This is a genomic window from Streptomyces sp. NPDC044921, from assembly GCF_056432865.1.
Genome location: NZ_JBWKIF010000013.1, coordinates 72579 through 88476 on the forward strand (window position 1 = coordinate 72579; position 15898 = coordinate 88476).

17 protein-coding genes and 1 riboswitch are annotated in these 15898 nt (G+C 72.8%); of the genes, 6 read left to right on the forward strand and 11 right to left on the reverse strand.

Going from position 1 to position 15898, the window contains the following annotated elements; translation table 11 throughout:
• Nucleotides 1-59 precede the first annotated feature (59 nt).
• Nucleotides 60-1364, forward strand: coding sequence for a D-alanyl-D-alanine carboxypeptidase family protein (locus tag AC07DA_RS21360; protein ID WP_479129753.1), 1305 nt, complete (start codon nt 60-62; stop codon nt 1362-1364).
• Here AC07DA_RS21360 and AC07DA_RS21365 read toward each other — a convergent pair.
• Genes AC07DA_RS21365 through AC07DA_RS21380 form a run of 4 tightly spaced genes read right to left on the reverse strand, consistent with a single transcriptional unit; the run spans nt 1312 to nt 4124 of the window.
• Complete coding sequence (locus AC07DA_RS21365; RefSeq protein WP_479129754.1) at nt 1312-2229, reverse strand: YihY/virulence factor BrkB family protein; 918 nt, start codon at nt 2227-2229, stop codon at nt 1312-1314. The genes AC07DA_RS21360 and AC07DA_RS21365 overlap by 53 nt on opposite strands.
• Complete coding sequence (locus tag AC07DA_RS21370; protein WP_479129755.1) at nt 2217-2669, reverse strand: GtrA family protein; 453 nt, start codon at nt 2667-2669, stop codon at nt 2217-2219. Before AC07DA_RS21370 ends, AC07DA_RS21365 begins: the two co-directional genes overlap by 13 nt.
• Nucleotides 2666-3610, reverse strand: a complete 945-nt coding sequence (locus AC07DA_RS21375) for a decaprenyl-phosphate phosphoribosyltransferase (protein ID WP_479129756.1) — start codon at nt 3608-3610, stop codon at nt 2666-2668. The genes AC07DA_RS21370 and AC07DA_RS21375 overlap by 4 nt, the downstream gene beginning before the upstream one ends.
• Complete coding sequence (locus tag AC07DA_RS21380) at nt 3603-4124, reverse strand: phosphatase PAP2 family protein (RefSeq protein WP_479129757.1); 522 nt, start codon at nt 4122-4124, stop codon at nt 3603-3605. The genes AC07DA_RS21375 and AC07DA_RS21380 overlap by 8 nt, the downstream gene beginning before the upstream one ends.
• 133 nt (nt 4125-4257) lie before the next feature.
• Between AC07DA_RS21380 and AC07DA_RS21385 the strand changes: the two genes are divergently transcribed.
• Both AC07DA_RS21385 and AC07DA_RS21390 read left to right on the forward strand, forming a co-directional pair.
• Nucleotides 4258-5652, forward strand: a complete 1395-nt coding sequence (locus AC07DA_RS21385) for an FAD-binding oxidoreductase (RefSeq protein WP_479129758.1) — start codon at nt 4258-4260, stop codon at nt 5650-5652.
• 19 nt (nt 5653-5671) lie between these two features.
• The gene (locus AC07DA_RS21390; RefSeq protein ID WP_479129759.1) at nt 5672-6427 is read left to right on the forward strand and encodes a decaprenylphospho-beta-D-erythro-pentofuranosid-2-ulose 2-reductase; all 756 of its coding nucleotides are present in this window, start codon (nt 5672-5674) and stop codon (nt 6425-6427) included.
• A gap of 88 nt (nt 6428-6515) precedes the next feature.
• On the opposite strand, the gene AC07DA_RS21395 is transcribed toward AC07DA_RS21390, so the two are convergent.
• The 6 genes from AC07DA_RS21395 to pdxR form a co-directional block, all read right to left on the reverse strand.
• Nucleotides 6516-7094 carry a 2'-5' RNA ligase family protein gene (locus AC07DA_RS21395; RefSeq protein WP_479129761.1) on the reverse strand — a complete coding sequence of 193 codons (579 nt, stop codon included), beginning with the start codon at nt 7092-7094 and terminating at the stop codon, nt 6516-6518.
• A 143-nt stretch (nt 7095-7237) separates the two neighbouring features.
• Nucleotides 7238-8251 carry a tryptophan--tRNA ligase gene (gene trpS, locus AC07DA_RS21400; protein ID WP_479129762.1) on the reverse strand — a complete coding sequence of 338 codons (1014 nt, stop codon included), beginning with the start codon at nt 8249-8251 and terminating at the stop codon, nt 7238-7240.
• A gap of 115 nt (nt 8252-8366) precedes the next feature.
• Nucleotides 8367-9812: a glycine hydroxymethyltransferase gene (locus tag AC07DA_RS21405; RefSeq protein WP_479129763.1), complete on the reverse strand. Its 1446-nt coding sequence runs from the start codon at nt 9810-9812 to the stop codon at nt 8367-8369.
• 31 nt (nt 9813-9843) lie between these two features.
• Nucleotides 9844-9929, reverse strand: a riboswitch (ZMP/ZTP riboswitch).
• A gap of 151 nt (nt 9930-10080) precedes the next feature.
• The gene (locus tag AC07DA_RS21410) at nt 10081-11262 is read right to left on the reverse strand and encodes a glutathionylspermidine synthase family protein (protein WP_479129764.1); all 1182 of its coding nucleotides are present in this window, start codon (nt 11260-11262) and stop codon (nt 10081-10083) included.
• Nucleotides 11263-11276: 14 nt separating this feature from the next.
• Nucleotides 11277-11630, reverse strand: coding sequence for a hypothetical protein (locus AC07DA_RS21415; RefSeq protein ID WP_479129765.1), 354 nt, complete (start codon nt 11628-11630; stop codon nt 11277-11279).
• A 142-nt stretch (nt 11631-11772) separates the two neighbouring features.
• Nucleotides 11773-13194: a MocR-like pyridoxine biosynthesis transcription factor PdxR gene (pdxR, locus tag AC07DA_RS21420; protein WP_479129766.1), complete on the reverse strand. Its 1422-nt coding sequence runs from the start codon at nt 13192-13194 to the stop codon at nt 11773-11775.
• Between the two features lie 47 nt (nt 13195-13241).
• Here pdxR and AC07DA_RS21425 point away from each other — a divergent pair, with 47 nt between their 5' ends.
• From AC07DA_RS21425 to AC07DA_RS21435, 3 genes are read left to right on the forward strand one after another with little or no spacing between them, the layout of a single operon-like run.
• Nucleotides 13242-13748 (forward strand): carboxymuconolactone decarboxylase family protein, encoded by a 507-nt coding sequence (locus AC07DA_RS21425; RefSeq protein WP_479129767.1) that lies wholly within the window; start codon nt 13242-13244, stop codon nt 13746-13748.
• Nucleotides 13745-14221, forward strand: a complete 477-nt coding sequence (locus AC07DA_RS21430; protein WP_479129768.1) for a carboxymuconolactone decarboxylase family protein — start codon at nt 13745-13747, stop codon at nt 14219-14221. Before AC07DA_RS21425 ends, AC07DA_RS21430 begins: the two co-directional genes overlap by 4 nt.
• Entirely contained in the window at nt 14218-14937 is a 720-nt protein-coding gene (locus AC07DA_RS21435) for an isocitrate lyase/PEP mutase family protein (protein ID WP_479129769.1), read from the forward strand. Before AC07DA_RS21430 ends, AC07DA_RS21435 begins: the two co-directional genes overlap by 4 nt.
• 3 nt (nt 14938-14940) lie before the next feature.
• Here the strand turns inward: AC07DA_RS21435 and AC07DA_RS21440 are convergent, their stop codons facing one another.
• Entirely contained in the window at nt 14941-15897 is a 957-nt protein-coding gene (locus AC07DA_RS21440) for an ABC transporter substrate-binding protein (RefSeq protein WP_479129770.1), read from the reverse strand.
• Nucleotide 15898: the final 1 nt, after the last annotated feature.

Here is a 15898-nt window from a genome sequence, read left to right on the forward strand (position 1 = left end):
GTGCCCGGGGTGGGGCCGGGAGCGGGACTTCACTGCGTACGGCATGTACGTTTCCGACCGTGCCCGCAAAGAAGACCGCCCGGCGATTCCCGCTGGTCGCCTCCGCCGTCCTGACGTCCCTCGCCCTGGCCGCGCCCGCCGCCGTCGCGGCCCCGAAGCCCTCGGCCAGCCCGTCGGCGAGCCCGTCGGCCACCCCCCCGGCCTCGATGTCGACCGTCGGCGGCGCCCGGCTCGGGCAGCCGGGGACGCAGGTGAACCTGGCGGGCGGCGTGCCGGTGCTCCCGAAGGACCTGAGCGCCCGGTCCTGGATCGTCGCGGACGCCGAGACCGGTGACGTGCTCGCCGCGCACAACGCGCACTGGCGCCTCGCCCCGGCGAGCACGCTGAAGATGCTGTTCGCGGACACGCTGCTGCCGAAGTTCCCGAGGACGGCGAAGCACAAGGTCGCGCCCTCCGACCTGGCCGGGATCGGCTCCGGCTCCAGCATGGTCGGCATCAAGGAGGACGAGACCTACACCGTCCACGACCTGTGGCTCGGCGTCTTCCTGCGCTCCGGCAACGACGCCGTGCACGTGCTGTCGGCGATGAACGAGGGCGTCGAGAACACCGTCCGGGAGATGAACGAGCACGCCGAGGAGCTCCAGGCCCTCGACACGCACGTGGTCAGCCCGGACGGCTACGACGCCGAGGGGCAGGTCTCCTCGGCCTACGACCTGACGCTGATCGCCCGCTCCGGGATGCAGAAGAAGGACTTCCGCGAGTACGCCTCGACGGTCACGGCGAAGTTCCCCGGCGAGACGAAGAAGGACAAGAAGGGCAAGAAGGTCCGCAAGTCCTTCGAGATCCAGAACACCAACCGGCTGCTGAGCGGTGACGCGGACGTGCCCGTCTACGAGGGCATCGCGGGCGTCAAGAACGGCAACACCACCAACGCGGGCGCCACCTTCACCGGCGTCGCCGAGCGGGGCGGCAAGGTGCTGCTGGTGACGGTGATGAACCCGGAGAAGGACGAGCACAACGAGGTCTACAAGGAGACCGCCCGGCTGTTCGACTGGGGCTTCAAGGCCGCCGGGAAGGTGCGGCCGGTCGGGGAGCTGGTGCCGCCCAGGAACGCCGCGCGGCCGGGCGCCGGGCCGGACGCGAAGCCGTCCGGCGAGGCCGGCGGCGCCGGGGACGGCGGCACGGGCACGGCCGGGACCGGAGCCAAGCCGGTGGCCAGCGCCCCGGCCGCGGACGGCTCCAGCGGCATCGGCATCGCGCTCGGCGTCACCGGGGGCGTGCTCGTGCTGCTCGCGGCCGGCGCGTTCCTGGTCAACCGCCGGTGGCCGCTGCCGGATCTGGTGCGCCGCCGGTCGCGCCCGTGAAGCCGGGGACCTCGTCCTGCTTGCTCTGCGTCGCCGTCCAGGAGGCGCAGAACAGCACCAGCTTCGAGGTGAGGTTGATCCACAGCAGCAGCGCGACGGGCACGCCGAACGCGCCGTACATGCTCTTCGCGGCCACGCCCTGGAGGTAGCCGCTGAGCAGCAGCTTCAGCAGTTCGAAGCCGACCGCGCCGGTCAGTGCCGCCACGACCAGGCGGTGGCGCGTGGGCTCGACGCCGGGCAGCAGCGTCAGGACGTAGAGCAGGAGCAGGAAGTTCGCGAGGACCGCGATCAGGAACGCGGCGACGTGCAGCAGGACCCCGCTCCAGCCGCCCTCGTCGATGCCGAGCTCCCGGGTGAACCAGCCGATCATCGCGGAGGCGACGGCGGAGGCGGCGATCGTCGCGAGCAGCGCGCCGCCCAGGCCGATCAGGACGCCCGTGTCCTTGCCGTAGCGCACGGCCGGGTTCTCCTCCTCGTCGGGCAGCTCCCACACCGCCCGCAGGCACTCGCGCATCGAACCGGCCCAGCTGACGCCGGTGAAGAAGAGCAGCGCGCCGGCGATGAGCCCGATGGTGCCCGCGTTCTCCACCAGGCCGGCGATGTCCAGCTGGTCGGAGATGCCTGGCACCTGCTCGGCGATCTTGTCCTGCAGCCGCTCCTGCTGCTCGGTGCTGAGCGTGGCGGCGGTGATGGTCGCGGACACCGTCAGCAGCGGGAACAGCGCGACGAAGCTGGTGAAGGTCATCGCGGCGGCCAGCCGCGTCCACTTCACGCGGTCCAGCCGCTCGTACGACCGCCACGCGTGGGTGATCATCAGCCGCTGCGCCCACGGCCCCACCACCGGCAGCCTTTTCAGCCAGTCCATGATCCGACTCTGCCCTCCGCCCGGAACACCCATGTACGGGTACCCCAGAACCGCAGGACGGTGGCCAGGGCCATCCCGACGAGGGCACCGGAGACGGTGTCGGCGCGCTGGGAGGTGAGGCCGAGGCCGTAGTGGCTCACGGCGAGGCAGAGCAGCTGGACGGCGGCCCCGGCCAGGTTCACCGCGAGGAACACGGCGCAGGGGCGCAGGCCCCGGGGCCGCGCGGCACGGTAGGTGCCGAAGGCGTTGCCCGCGTAGGCGACCGCGCAGGCGGCCACGAAGGACAGGGCCTTGGCGGTGAGCGGGCCGAGTCCGGCGGGGCCGCGCAGCCAGGTGAACAGGGCGAGGTCGACCGCGTAGGCGAGGACACCGACGCCGGCGAAGCCCAGCAGCTCCCGGCGCAGCGGGGGCGCGGGGCCGGACCACGCGCGCGGGGTCACCAATTGGCCACCGCCAGGCCGTACATCGCCACCCAGGCCACGCCGATCAGGGCGAGCGCCCGGTCGCGCAGGACGACGTCCTCGGGTTCGCCGGCGGTGCCGCGGTCGGCGAAGACGGCGTACCGGAGGATCGCCAGGATGAAGGCGACCATGGACAGTTGCCGCCAGGGCAGCACGCTGGTGTGCGGGACGCCGCCCTCCTCCATGGCCCACAGGCAGTAGCCGAGGACGGCGACACCGGCCGCGAGCTGCCAGACGAAGCGGAGGTAGCCGGTGGTGTACTCGGTGAGCAGCGCGCGGGTGGCGCCTCCCTTTCCGGCCATCTGCACGGCCTCCGAGTAGCGCTTGGCCGACACCATGAACAGTGCGCCGAACCCGGTCGTGATGAGGAACCAGCGCGACAGCGGGATGCCGAGGGCGAGCCCGCCGACCATGGCCCGCATCAGGAACCCGGTGGTGACGACGGCGAGATCGACGACCAGGACGTGCTTGAGGCTGATGCAGTAGGCCAGTTGCAGGGCGAGGTACGCGGTCAGCAGGGCCGCGACGGGCGGGCCGCACAGCCGGGCGGCGGCGACGGGCGCGAGGACGCCGAGCAGGCCGCCGACGGCGTAGGCGACGGGCACCGGGACCTGCCCGGCGGCGACCGGGCGGTTCCGTTTGACGGGGTGGGCCCGGTCGGCGGCGGCGTCGCGGGCGTCGTTGACGAGGTAGACGGCGGCGGCACAGGCCGTGAACAGCACGAAGACGAGGGCGAGTTGCGTCAGGGCGTGCCGGGAGAACAGTTCTCCCGCGGCGGCCGGAGCGGCGATCACGAGGACGTTCTTGACCCACTGCCTGGGGCGCGCGGTGCGGAGGAGACCGGCGGCGACGCCGCCCTTGCGGGGTGGCGCGGGCGGCTGCTCGGGGGCGCGCCGGCGCAGGACGGCCGTCTCAGTCACGGTCGGCGCCTCCCCGCATCCAGCGGGCGCCGAGCCGGGCCGTCAGCGCCCCGAGGGCCGCTCCGGCGGCGACGTCCGAGGGGTAGTGGACGCCGGCGACCAGGCGCGAGACGCACACGGCGGCGGCGAGCGGCCCGGCCGCGCGGACGCCCAGGGCGCCGAAGACGACGGCGGCGGCCGCGGAGGAGGTGGCGTGCGCGCTGGGGAAGGAGTGCCGGCCGGCGGTGCGCACCAACGGGTCGACGTGCGCGGGGCGCGGGCGGCGCACGATCCGTTTGACTCCCATGCCGGCGAGGTGCGCCCCGGCGGTGAGGGCCGTGCCGCGCAGCCAGGCGCCGCGTCTGCCGCGGTCGACGGCGGCTCCGGCGAGCCCCGCCGCCAGCCACAGCGCCGCGTGCTCCCCGGCCCAGGACAGGGCGCGTGCGGCGCCGGCCACGCGCGGGTCGGTGCCGCACGCCCTGAGCGCCGAAACGATCCGGTGGTCCATGTCGTGCAGGTCGTCGAGGTCGTCCATGTGGACTCACTGTTCACGCCCGACTCGCCTGAACTCCGGCAATATTGAGCGACATCCCATTAATCACCCATTTCGGGGAGGGATGCCATGTTCCCTAACTGATCGCCCACACTAGGGCGATACGGTCACCGACATGTCTGCCGACACCGAATCCGTCCCCGATTTCGCCCCGGACGTCATGGGCTTGGACCACACCACCGTCACCGGCTGGGGCCGCACCGCTCCCACCGCCGCCCGGCTGATCCGCCCGCGGACGTACGAGGAGGCGGCGGCGGCCGTCCGCAGTTGCGGGGAACGCGGCGGGATCCCCCGGGGCCTGGGCCGGGCGTACGGGGACGCGGCGCAGAACGCGGGCGGGTCCGTGCTCGACATGACGGGCCTGGACCGGGTGCACGCGATCGACGCCGACGGCGGCACCGTGCTGTGCGACGCGGGAATCTCGCTGCACCGCCTGATGGAGGTGCTGCTGCCCCTCGGCTGGTTCGTGCCGGTCACGCCCGGCACCCGCTACGTCACCGTCGGCGGGGCGATCGGGGCCGACATCCACGGCAAGAACCACCACGTCTCGGGCTCCTTCGCGCGGCACGTGCTCGCCCTCGAACTGCTCACCGCCGACGGCGAGATCCACACGGTGATCCCCGGCACGCCGCTCTTCGACGCGACCGCCGGCGGCATGGGGCTGACCGGGGTGATCCTCACCGCCACGATCCGGCTCCAGCCGGTCGAGACCTCGCTGATGTCGGTCGACACCGAACGCGCCGCCGACCTCGACGACCTGATGGCCCGGCTGGCCGCCAACGACCACCGCTACCGCTACTCCGTCGCCTGGATCGACCTGCTGGCCCGCGGCACCGCCACCGGCCGCGCGGTCCTCACCCGCGGCGACCACGCGCCCCTGGACGCGCTCCCCGCCCGCATGCGCCGCGACGCGCTCCGCTTCCGCACCTCGCGCCTCCCCTCAGCCCCCGCCGTCCTCCCGGAGGGCCTGCTCACCCGGACCACCGTGGGCCTGTTCAACGAGCTCTGGTACCGCAAGGCCCCCCGGGCGCGGACCGGCCAACTCCAGCGGATCTCCGCCTTCTTCCATCCCCTGGACGGGGTCCCCCACTGGAACCGCGTCTACGGCCGGGGCGGCTTCGTGCAGTACCAGTTCGTCGTCGGCTACGGCCGGGAGGACGCCCTGCGCCGCATCGTGCGCCGCATCTCCGAACGCCGCTGCCCGTCCTTCCTCGCCGTCCTCAAGCGCTTCGGGGAGTCCGACCCGGGCTGGCTGTCCTTCCCCGTGCCCGGCTGGACGCTGGCGCTGGACATCCCGGCGGGCCTGCCCGGCCTCGGCGCGTTCCTCGACGAGCTCGACGAGGAGGTCGCCGCCGCGGGCGGCCGCGTCTACCTCGCCAAGGACGCCCGGCTGCGCCCCGAGCTGCTCGCGGCGATGTACCCGCGCCTGGACGACTTCCGCGCGCTGCGCGCCGAGCTGGACCCGCGCGGGGTGTTCGTGTCCGACCTGGCCCGCCGCCTCCACCTCTGAGCGATCCCTAGGAGCTGTCATGAAGGACGCCTTCGGCCTCCCCCAGTCCCTGCTCGTCCTCGGCGGCACGTCCGAGATCGCGCTGGCCACCGCCCGCCGGCTGATCGACCGCCGCACCCGCACGGTCTGGCTGGCGGGCCGCCCCTCGCCCGCGCTGGAGGAGGCCGCCGGGCAGCTGCGCGGCCTCGGGGCCGACGTGCACACCGTCGCCTTCGACGCGCTCGACCCCGCCTCCCACGAGGCCGTCCTCGGCAAGGTCTTCGCCGAGGGCGACATCGACCTGGTGCTGCTCGCCTTCGGGCTGCTCGGCGACCAGGCCCGTGACGAACGGGAGCCGGAGGCGGCGGTGCGGGTCGCGCAGACCAACTACACCGGCGCGGTCTCGGCGGGCCTGGTGTGCGCCCGCTCACTCCAGTCGCAGGGGCACGGCTCGCTGGTGGTGATGTCCTCCGTCGCGGGCGAGCGGGCCCGCCGCGCCAATTTCATCTACGGCTCCAGCAAGGCCGGTCTCGACGCCTTCGCGCAGGGCCTGGGGGACGCGCTGCACGGCACCGGCGTCCACGTCATGGTCGTCCGCCCCGGCTTCGTCCGGACGCGCATGACCGCGGGACTGCCCGAGTCGCCCCTGGCGACCACGCCGGAGGCCGTCGCGACAGCGGTCGAGCTGGGGCTGCGCCGCCGCTCGGAGACGGTGTGGGTCCCGGGCGCGCTCCGCGTGGTGATGGCGGCGCTGCGGCACCTGCCGCGGGGGGTGTTCCGGCGGCTGCCGATCTGACGCGGGCCCGCCGTCCCGGGCCGGACGTGCCCGCCGCGGCCATCCGGCCGCGGGAGGTGCCGGCGGCCGCCACACGGGGTTCGGTCGGTCAGCGCGTGGGAATCGAGTCGTGGTCCACGCGGCCGGTCTGCGACGGGACCACCGGGCCGCCGAAGGGGAACTCGCGGAGCTTGCGCCAGACGCCGTCGGCGCCCTGTTCGTAGAGGGCGAAGCCGGTGCACGGCCACTCGGCCTCGTAAGCGGCGAGTTCCTCGAAGGCGCGGTCCATCGCCGCCTCGTCGATGCCGTGCGCCACGGTGACGTGGGGGTGGTACGGGAACTGCAGTTCGCGCGCGATCGGCCCGGCGGGGTCGCGGACCTGCCGCTGGAGCCGTGTGCAGGCCTCCGCCCCGGCGACCACCCGGACGAACACCACCGGCGACAGGGGCCGGAAGGTGCCGGTGCCCGACAGCCGCATCGGGAACGGCCGGCCGGCCGCGGCGACCTCGGTCAGATGCGCCTCGACGGCCGGCAGGGCGGCCGCGTCGATCTCCGTGGGCGGAAGCAGGGTGACGTGCGTGGGGATGCCGTGAGCCGCGGCGTCGCCGAAGCCCGCGCGCAGCTGCTGGAGCTCGCTGCCGTGAGGCTCCGGGACCGCGATCGACACACCGATCGTTACGGTCCCCACGTGGTCTCCTGTCGTTTCAGTTGATGGGCCGCTGATACGACCGCCCGGATATCGACTGTACGGCCACGACCGGGTTACGGGCAGGCGCAACCGGAGTGATGTACAGCGCTGTTCGGTGGTACGGCTGTGCGCGGGGGCGGCGTTCAGTGCTTGGCGGGCAGGAAGCCGACCTTGTCGTACGCCTGGGCGAGGGTCTCGGCGGCGACGGCGCGGGCCTTCTCGGCGCCCTTGGCCAGCACCGAGTCGAGCGTCTCGGGGTCGTCCAGGTACTGCTGGGTGCGCTCCCGGAACGGCGTGACGAAATCGACCATGATCTCGGCGAGGTCCGTCTTCAGCGCGCCGTACATCTTGCCGGTGTACTTCTCCTCCAGCTCACCGATGGTCTCGCCGGTGAGGGTCGAGTAGATCGTGAGGAGGTTGCTGACGCCCGGCTTGTTCCCGGCGTCGTAGCGGATCACCGTCTCCGTGTCCGTGACGGCGCTCTTGACCTTCTTCGCCGTGGCCTTCGGCTCGTCCAGGAGGTTGATCAGGCCCTTCGGCGTGGACGCCGACTTGCTCATCTTGATCGACGGGTCCTGGAGGTCGTAGATCTTCGCCGTCTCCTTGAGGATGTACGGCTTGGGGACGGTGAAGGTGGGGCCGAAGCGGCCGTTGAAGCGCTCGGCGAGGTCGCGGGTGAGCTCCACGTGCTGGCGCTGGTCCTCGCCGACGGGGACCTCGTTCGCCTGGTAGAGCAGGATGTCCGCGACCTGGAGGATCGGGTACGTGAACAGGCCGACGGAGGCGCGGTCGGCGCCCTGCCTGGCGGCCTTGTCCTTGAACTGGGTCATCCGGGACGCCTCGCCGAAGCCGGTGAGGCAGTTCATGACCCAGGCCAGCTGGGCGTGCTCCGGGACGTGGCTCTGCACGAAGAGCGTGCAGCGGTCCGGGTCGAGACCGGCCGCGAGGAGCTGGGCGGCGGCCAGGCGCGTGTTGGCGCGCAGGTCCTTCGGGTCCTGCGGGACCGTGATCGCGTGCAGGTCGACGACCATGTAGAACGCGTCGTGTGTCTCCTGCAGGGCCACCCACTGGCGGACGGCGCCGAGGTAGTTGCCGAGGTGGAACGAGCCGGCGGTGGGCTGGATGCCGGAGAGCACGCGGGGACGATCAGAGGCCATGTCTCTCATTCTCTCAGAGAGCTCGGGAGGGTCGGTTCGCGGGGAACTGCGGCCGGTGGGACCCGTTCGCGCAGTTCCCCGCGCCCGTGGGGGGCACTGCCCCTGACGGCGTTCGTCAGCCGAGGTCGATCTCCGGGTAGAGGGGGAAGCCGGCGACCAGGTCCGTGGCGCGGCGGGAGATCTCGTCCGCGACCTTCGCGTCGAGGACGTGGGCGGCCTTGGAGGGGGCGCCCGACTTGGTGGTGCCCGGCTCGGTGGTGGTCAGGACCCGGTCGATCAGGCCGGCGACCTCGTCCATCTCGGCCATGCCGAGACCGCGGGTGGTCAGGGCGGGGGTGCCGATGCGGATGCCGGAGGTGTACCAGGCGCCGTTCGGGTCGGCGGGGATCGCGTTGCGGTTGGTGACGATGCCCGACTCCAGCAGGGCGGCCTCGGCCTGGCGGCCGGTGAGGCTGTAGGAGGAGGCGACGTCGATCAGGTTCAGGTGGTTGTCCGTGCCGCCGGTGACCAGCGTCGCGCCGCGGCGCATCAGGCCCTCGGCCAGGGCACGGGAGTTGTCGACGATGCGCTGGGCGTAGTCGCGGAAGGACTCCTGGCGGGCCTCGGCGAGGGCCACGGCCTTGGCGGCCATGACGTGCGGGAGCGGGCCGCCGAGGACCATCGGGCAGCCGCGGTCGACCTGGTCCTTGAGCGAGTCGTCGCACAGGACCATGCCACCGCGCGGGCCGCGCAGCGACTTGTGCGTGGTCGTCGTCACGATCTGGGCGTGCGGGACCGGGTCGAAGTCGCCGGTGAGGACCTTGCCCGCGACCAGGCCGGCGAAGTGCGCCATGTCGACCATGAGCGTGGCGCCGACCTCGTCGGCGATCTCGCGCATGATCCGGAAGTTCACCAGACGGGGGTAGGCCGAGTAACCCGCGACGATGATCAGCGGCTTGAACTCGCGGGCCGTGGCGCGCAGGGCCTCGTAGTCCAGCAGGCCGGTGGCCGGGTCGGTGCCGTAGGAGCGCTGGTCGAACATCTTGCCGGAGATGTTCGGGCGGAAGCCGTGGGTGAGGTGGCCGCCCGCGTCCAGGGACATGCCGAGCATGCGCTGGTTGCCGAAGGCGCGGCGCAGCTCCGCCCAGTCCTGTTCGGAGAGCTCGTTGACCTGGCGGGCGCCGGCCTTCTCCAGGGCCGGGACCTCGACGCGCTGGGCGAGGACCGACCAGAAGGCGACGAGGTTGGCGTCGATGCCGGAGTGCGGCTGGACGTAGGCGTGGCGGGCGCCGAACAGTTCCCTGGCGTGCTCGGCGGCGAGGGACTCGACGGTGTCGACGTTGCGGCAGCCGGCGTAGAAGCGGCGGCCGATGGTGCCCTCGGCGTACTTGTCGCTGAACCAGTTGCCCATCGCCAGGAGCGTGGCCGGGGAGGCGTAGTTCTCGGAGGCGATCAGCTTGAGCATCTCGCGCTGGTCGGCAACCTCCTGGCCGATGGCGTCGGCCACGCGCGGCTCCACGGCGCGGATGACGTCGAGGGCGGCGCGGTAGGCGGTGGAAGCGGGGCTGAGCTCTGCTGGCATGGGGACCTCCGGACGTTGCGTTCGGCGTTCACGGTACGGCCCAGGCGCACGGCTCTCGTCGTCCGGGCCGCTCCCCGATGGTTCGTCCATCCCAGCGCGCCAGTCACGGCCCGTGGCCAGCCTACCGGGTGGGGTGAGCGGGGAGCGTCCGCCGGGTTGCTCTTCGGTGCCGGGTGCGGGTGCGCCGTGGTTGATCGCGCCCACGCGGCGGCAGCCGCACGTCGATACGGCCCCGCGCCCCTTCACGGGCGTGGCCGTACGGCCCCGGCTAAAGGATCACGTGGGGCAGGAACCTTGCGTACTCGTCCGTGATCAGGCCCGAGGACTCGCGGATGCCCAGGCCCGCCGACTCGTTCTCCACCACCCAGGCGCCCAGGACGACGCGGTTGCCGTCGAAGTCGGGCAGGGGGGCCAGCTGCTGGTAGCAGCAGGGTTCGCCGCGCGGGGCGGGGTCCGAGCCGGGCTCGTGGATCGTGACGCCGGCGCCCTCCCGGCCCAGCAGGGGCTTGGCGACCCAGCCCGTGGCGGTCAGGTCCCGGGGGCCGTCCAGGTGGGCGGGGAGGAGGTTGGGGTGGTCCGGGTAGAGGTCCCACAGGATCGCCAGCAGGGCCTTGTTGCTCAGCAGCATCTTCCAGGCCGGTTCGATCCACAGGGTGGAGCCGGTGCCGCCGCCGTTGTCGAGGGTGTCGAGGACGTGGCCGGCGAAGCGGTCGGTGGTGAGCCACTCCCACGGGTACAGCTTGAAGATGCTGCGGATGAAGCGCAGGCGCTGGTCGACGAAGCGGCCGGAGAGGCGGTCCCAGCCGATCTCCTCCATGGAGATCCAGTCGGTGGCCAGGCCGGCCTGTTCGGCGGTCTCCTTGAGGTAGGCGACCGTCATGAGGTCCTCGCCCAGTTCGTCGGCCGAGGAGTAGGCGAAGTACACGGGGCTGCCGGGCGGGAGGAGGGCGGCCTGGTGCTTCCACGCGTCGATGAGCCGCTCGTGGAGGGAGTTCCACTGGTCGGCGCCCGGGAAGCGCTCCTCCATCCAGAACCACTGCGGGGAGGCGGCCTCCACCAGGGACGTGGGGGTGTCCGCGTTGTACTCCAGGAGCTTGGCCGGGCCCGTGCCGTCGTAGTGGAGGTCGAAGCGGCCGTAGAGGGAGGGGAGTTCGGCGCGGCGGTGCCAGGCCTCGGCGACCGCCCGGGCCACTCGCGGGTCGGTGATGCCCAGGTCGGCGAAGCGGTCCTCGGCGACGATGTGCTCCGCCGCCGCCAGGCACATGCGGTGCAGCTCCTCGACCACCTCCTCCAGCGCCTCGATCTCGGGCAGGCCGAAGACGTAGTAGGCGCTCTCGTCCCAGTAGGGGCGCAGGGAGCCGTCGGGGTAGCGGGTCAGGGGGTAGATCAGGCCCTGCTCCTCGACGGTCTGCTGCCAGCCGGGGCGGGGTGTGGTGGTACGGCGTTCCATCGCTGTGCGTCCGGTCAGCCGCCGCCGCTGCCGCCCGAGCAGCCGAAACCGCCCCGGTCGACGGCCTCGCTGCGGCTGAAGGTGCCGTTCTGGGCGTATCCGTTGCTGACGTCGGCGTCGTAGTACCAGTCGGCGTCCGCGTCCCTGGTCTTGCCGGTCTTCCCGGTCTTGCGGCTCTTGCCGGAGGAGGAGCCGGACGCGCAGTTCTTGTCGGAGACGATCTTGTAGCCGTTGATGTAGTCGTAGCTGTCCCGGTCCACGCAGCGGCGGTCCGGGTCGGAGCCGCAGGCGGACAGGGCCGCCGCGAGAACGCCCATGCCGCCGAGGACCACCGTGCTCGAACGCAGTCTGCGCCGTGTCTCCGCCATACCGGTGTCTCTCCCCCGTGCGCTGCCTGTCATGTACTGCTGGAGGGTCAGCCTAGAGAGCGGCGGGCGCGGGCGTGCACGGCCCCCCTTCTCCCGGCCCTGCCCTCCTGCCGATTTGTGATCTTTGCGGCGGTGTGTGCCCTCAGCCGGGCAGGACCGTGCACAGCGCGTCCAGCGCCCCCGACCACGCGTGGTCCGGCGGGGTGCCGTATCCGACGACCAGGGCCTCGACCGGCTCGGCGACCGCGTCGGCGTGCCGGTAGCGGGCCAGTCCGTGGACCGCCAGGCCCCGCCAGCGGGCGGCCTGGACGACCGACTGCTCCGTGCCGGGCGGCAGCCGCAGCAGGACGTGCAGACCGGCCGCGATGCCGGTGACCCGCGCCTCGGGGGCCCGGGCCGCCACGGCGGCGACCAGGGCGTCGCGGCGGCGCCGGTAGCGCAGGCGGGTCGCGCGGACGTGCCGGTCGTAGGCGCCGGAGGTGAGGAACTCGGCCAGGGTCAGCTGGTCGAGCGCCCCGCAGGTGTCGACGCCGCCCTTGGCCGCGGCGGCCTCCTCGGCGAGGTCCGGCGGCAGCACCATCCAGGCCAGCCGCAGCCCGGGGGCGAGGGACTTGCTCGCGGTGCCCAGGTAGACGACCCGGTCGGGGTCGAGGCCCTGGAGGGCGCCGACGGGCTGCCGGTCGTAGCGGAACTCGCCGTCGTAGTCGTCCTCCAGCACCAGCCCGCCGGTGCGGCGCGCCCAGTCGACGACGGCGGCCCGGCGGTCCCGGTGCAGGGGCACGCCCATGGGGAACTGGTGGGCGGGGGTGAGCAGGACCGCGTCGGCGCCGGGCAGGGCGCCGGGGTCCGTGCCCAGGCGGTCGAAGGGCAGCGCGACGGTGCGCAGGCCGGAGCCGGTCAGCAGCCGCCAGTGCACGTCCAGGCCGTACGACTCCACCGCGACCGTCCGGGCCGAGCGGCCCCGCAGGACCTCGCCGAGCAGCCGCAGGCCGTGCGCGAACCCGCCGCACACCACGATCCGCTCGGGGTCCGCGCGCACGCCCCGGGCGCGGGAGAGGTATCCGGCGAGCGCGGTGCGCAGCTCGGGGCGGCCGCGCGGGTCACCGTAGTCCAGGGCCCGGTACGGGGCGGCGTCGAGGGCGCGGCGGGCGGCCTTGAGCCACTCGGCGCGCGGGAAGGACGCCAGGTCGGGGCTGCCGGGCCGCAGGTCGTAGGCGGGGTGGGCCGGTTCACGGGGGTGGGGCGCGGTCCCGGCCGGCGCCGCGGCCGTCCTCCCCCGCTGCCTGGTCGCCGTGGGGGACGTCCTCATGGCGACCCGGGTGCCGGAGCCCTGCCGGGCCGTGAGCCAGCCCTCGGCGACCAGGTCGGCGTAGGCGTCGGCGACGGTGTTGCGGGCGATGCCCAGGTCGGCGGCGAGGGAGCGGGAGGAGGGCAGGCGGGTGCCCGGGGCCAGCCGGCCGGAGCGCACCGCCTCGCGCAGGGCGTCGGTCAGCCCTCGGCGCAGCCCCGGGCCGGTCGGTTCCAGGTGCAGGTCGACGCCCAAAGTGGCCCACTGATCCGCCATGGAAATGGACCATACCCCTGGGCTGCTTTCTCCCTAGGGTCGAGGGCATGACGACACACCTGGACGAGACCACCGCCGCGTACGCCCCCGAACGGCCCGCCCGCCTGGACTGGGCCAAGCACGCGCCCGAGGTCTACAAGGCGATGGTCCGGCTGGACATCGCCGCCCGGCAGGGCCTCGACCACACGCTGTACGAGCTGGTGAAGATCCGCGCCTCCCAGATCAACCACTGCGCCTTCTGCATCGACATGCACACCAAGGACGCCCTCGCCGCGGGCGAGAAGGTCGAGCGGATCGTGCAGCTCAGCGCCTGGGACGAGTCCCGGCACTTCTACACCGAGAAGGAGATCGCGGCGCTGGAGCTGACGGAGGCCGTGACGGTCCTCACGGACGGGTTCGTGCCGGACGCGGTGTACGAGAACGCGGCCCGGCACTTCGAGGAGACCGAGCTGGCGCAGCTGATCGCGGCGATCACGACGATCAACGCCTGGAACCGGTTCGGCGTGACCTGCCGCATGGCGCCGGGGCACTACCAGCCGGGCCAGTACAAGTGACGGCCCGGACGCGCGCGCTCGACCCGGCGGTGGCCCGGGCCCTGTCCTCCGTGAGCGCCGCGGCGAAGGAGGGCCTCGGCGACCCCGCCCTCGCCGAACTCGTCGTGATCCGCGCCTCGCAGCTCAACCGGTGCGCGTTCTGTCTCGACATGCACCTCGCGATCGCCCGGCAGTACGGCGTGAGCGAGCGGCAGCTCGACCTGCTGGCCGCCTGGGAGGAGGCGGGGGACGTCTTCGACGAACGGGAACGGGCCGCGCTGGCGCTGACCGAGGCGGTGACCGTGCTGACCGGGGGCACCTCCCAGGCTTCCGGCTCTGGGGGAGGCTTCGTGCCCGACGCGGTGTACGAGCGGGCCGCCGAGCACTTCGACGAGGTCCGGCTGGCCCATCTGATCGGTCTGATCGTCGCCATCAACAACTGGAACCGGATGATGGTCGCCCGCCGGATTCCGCCGGGGGGTCACACGCCGTGAGCAAGGTCGACGCGTTCCGCGCCCTGCACCGCCACCGGCCCCCGGGCGATCCCCTGGTGCTGCCCGGCCCGTGGGACGCGGCCAGCGCCCGGGTGTTCGAGGAGGCCGGGTTCCCGGCGCTCGCCACGCCCAGCGCCGGGGTCGCCGCCTCCCTGGGGTACCAGGACGGGCAGGTCCCGGCCGACGAGATGTTCGCGGCAATCGCCCGGATCGTCCGGGCCGTCGGCGTGCCCGTGTCGGCGGACGTGGAGGGCGGGTACGGGCTCGCGCCGAAGGAGCTGGTGGAGCGGCTGCTGGAGACCGGGGCGGTGGGCTGCAACCTGGAGGACTCCGCGCACGGGGTGCTGAAGGACCCGCACCGGCACGCCGAGTGGCTGGCGGAGGTGCGGGCGGCGGCCGGTGACCGGCTGTTCGTCAACGCCCGGGTGGACACCTTCGCCTGCGGGGCCGCCGATCCCGACCGGGCCATCGAGCGGGCCGCGCTCTACGTCGCGGCGGGCGCCGACTGCGTCTACCCGATCCAGGCGCCCCCGGAGGTCCTGCCCCTGCTGCGGGCCGGGGTCCAGGGGCCGATCAACGCGGGGGTCTTCACCGAGGACGGCCCCTCGCCCGCCGAACTCGGCGGGCGGGGGGCCACCCGGGTCACCTTCGGGCCGGGACTCCAGCGGCGGGCCGCCCGCGCGCTGCGGGAGATCGCCGGCCGGCTGGTGCGGTGAAGGTCAGGACAGCCACTTCCGCCACGTGGACTCGTGGCTGTCCACCCACTTCTTCGCCGCGTCCTCGGGGGACATCTTCTGTTCGGCGATCATCAGGGAGACCTCGTTCTGGTCCTCCGTCGTCCAGCGGAACTTCTTCAGGAAGGCCGCCGCCTTGCCGCCCTTCCTCGCGAAGTCCGCGTTGAGGTACTTCTCCAGCGGTGTGTGCGGATAGGCGCAGGCGACCTTCTCCGGGTCGGCGTCGCAGCCCTCCTTGTACGGCGGCAGCTTCACCTCGGTCATCGGGACCTTCTTGAACAGCCACTGCGGGGAGTACCAGTAGGTCAGGAAGGGCTTCTTCTCCTTGGCGAACTGCTTGATCTGCGTGATCTGCGCCGCCTCGGAGCCGGCGAACACCACCTGGTAGTCCAGCTTCAGGTTCTTCACCAGCGCCTTGTCGTTGGTGACGTAGGACGGCGAACCGTCCATCAGCTGGCCCTTGTCGCCGCTCTCCGGGGTGCGGAACAGGTGGGCGTACTTGTTGAGGTTCTTCCAGTTCGTGATGTCGGGGTGCTTCTTGGCGAGGTACGTCGGGACGTACCAGCCGATGTGGCCGGTGACGCCGAGTTCGCCGCCGCGGGCGATCGTCCTCTTGTCGTCGACGTACCGCTTCTCCTGCTCGGGGTGGCCCCAGTCCTCCAGGAGCGCGTCGACCCGGCCCTGGCTGAGGGCGTCCCACGCGGGCACCTCGTCGACCTGGACGGTGTCGACGCGGTAGCCCAGTTCGTGTTCCAGGAGGTACTGGGCGACGGCGACGTTGGCCTGGGCGCCCACCCAGGACTGCACGGACAGGGTCACTGTCTGGGCGCCCTGGGCGCCCGCGAAGGGCGAGGCCTGCTTGGTCATGTCGGCCGCGCCGCAGCCGGTGAGCAGCGCCAGGGAGCTCACCGCGGCGATCGCGGCGGTGGTACGGACGCGCATG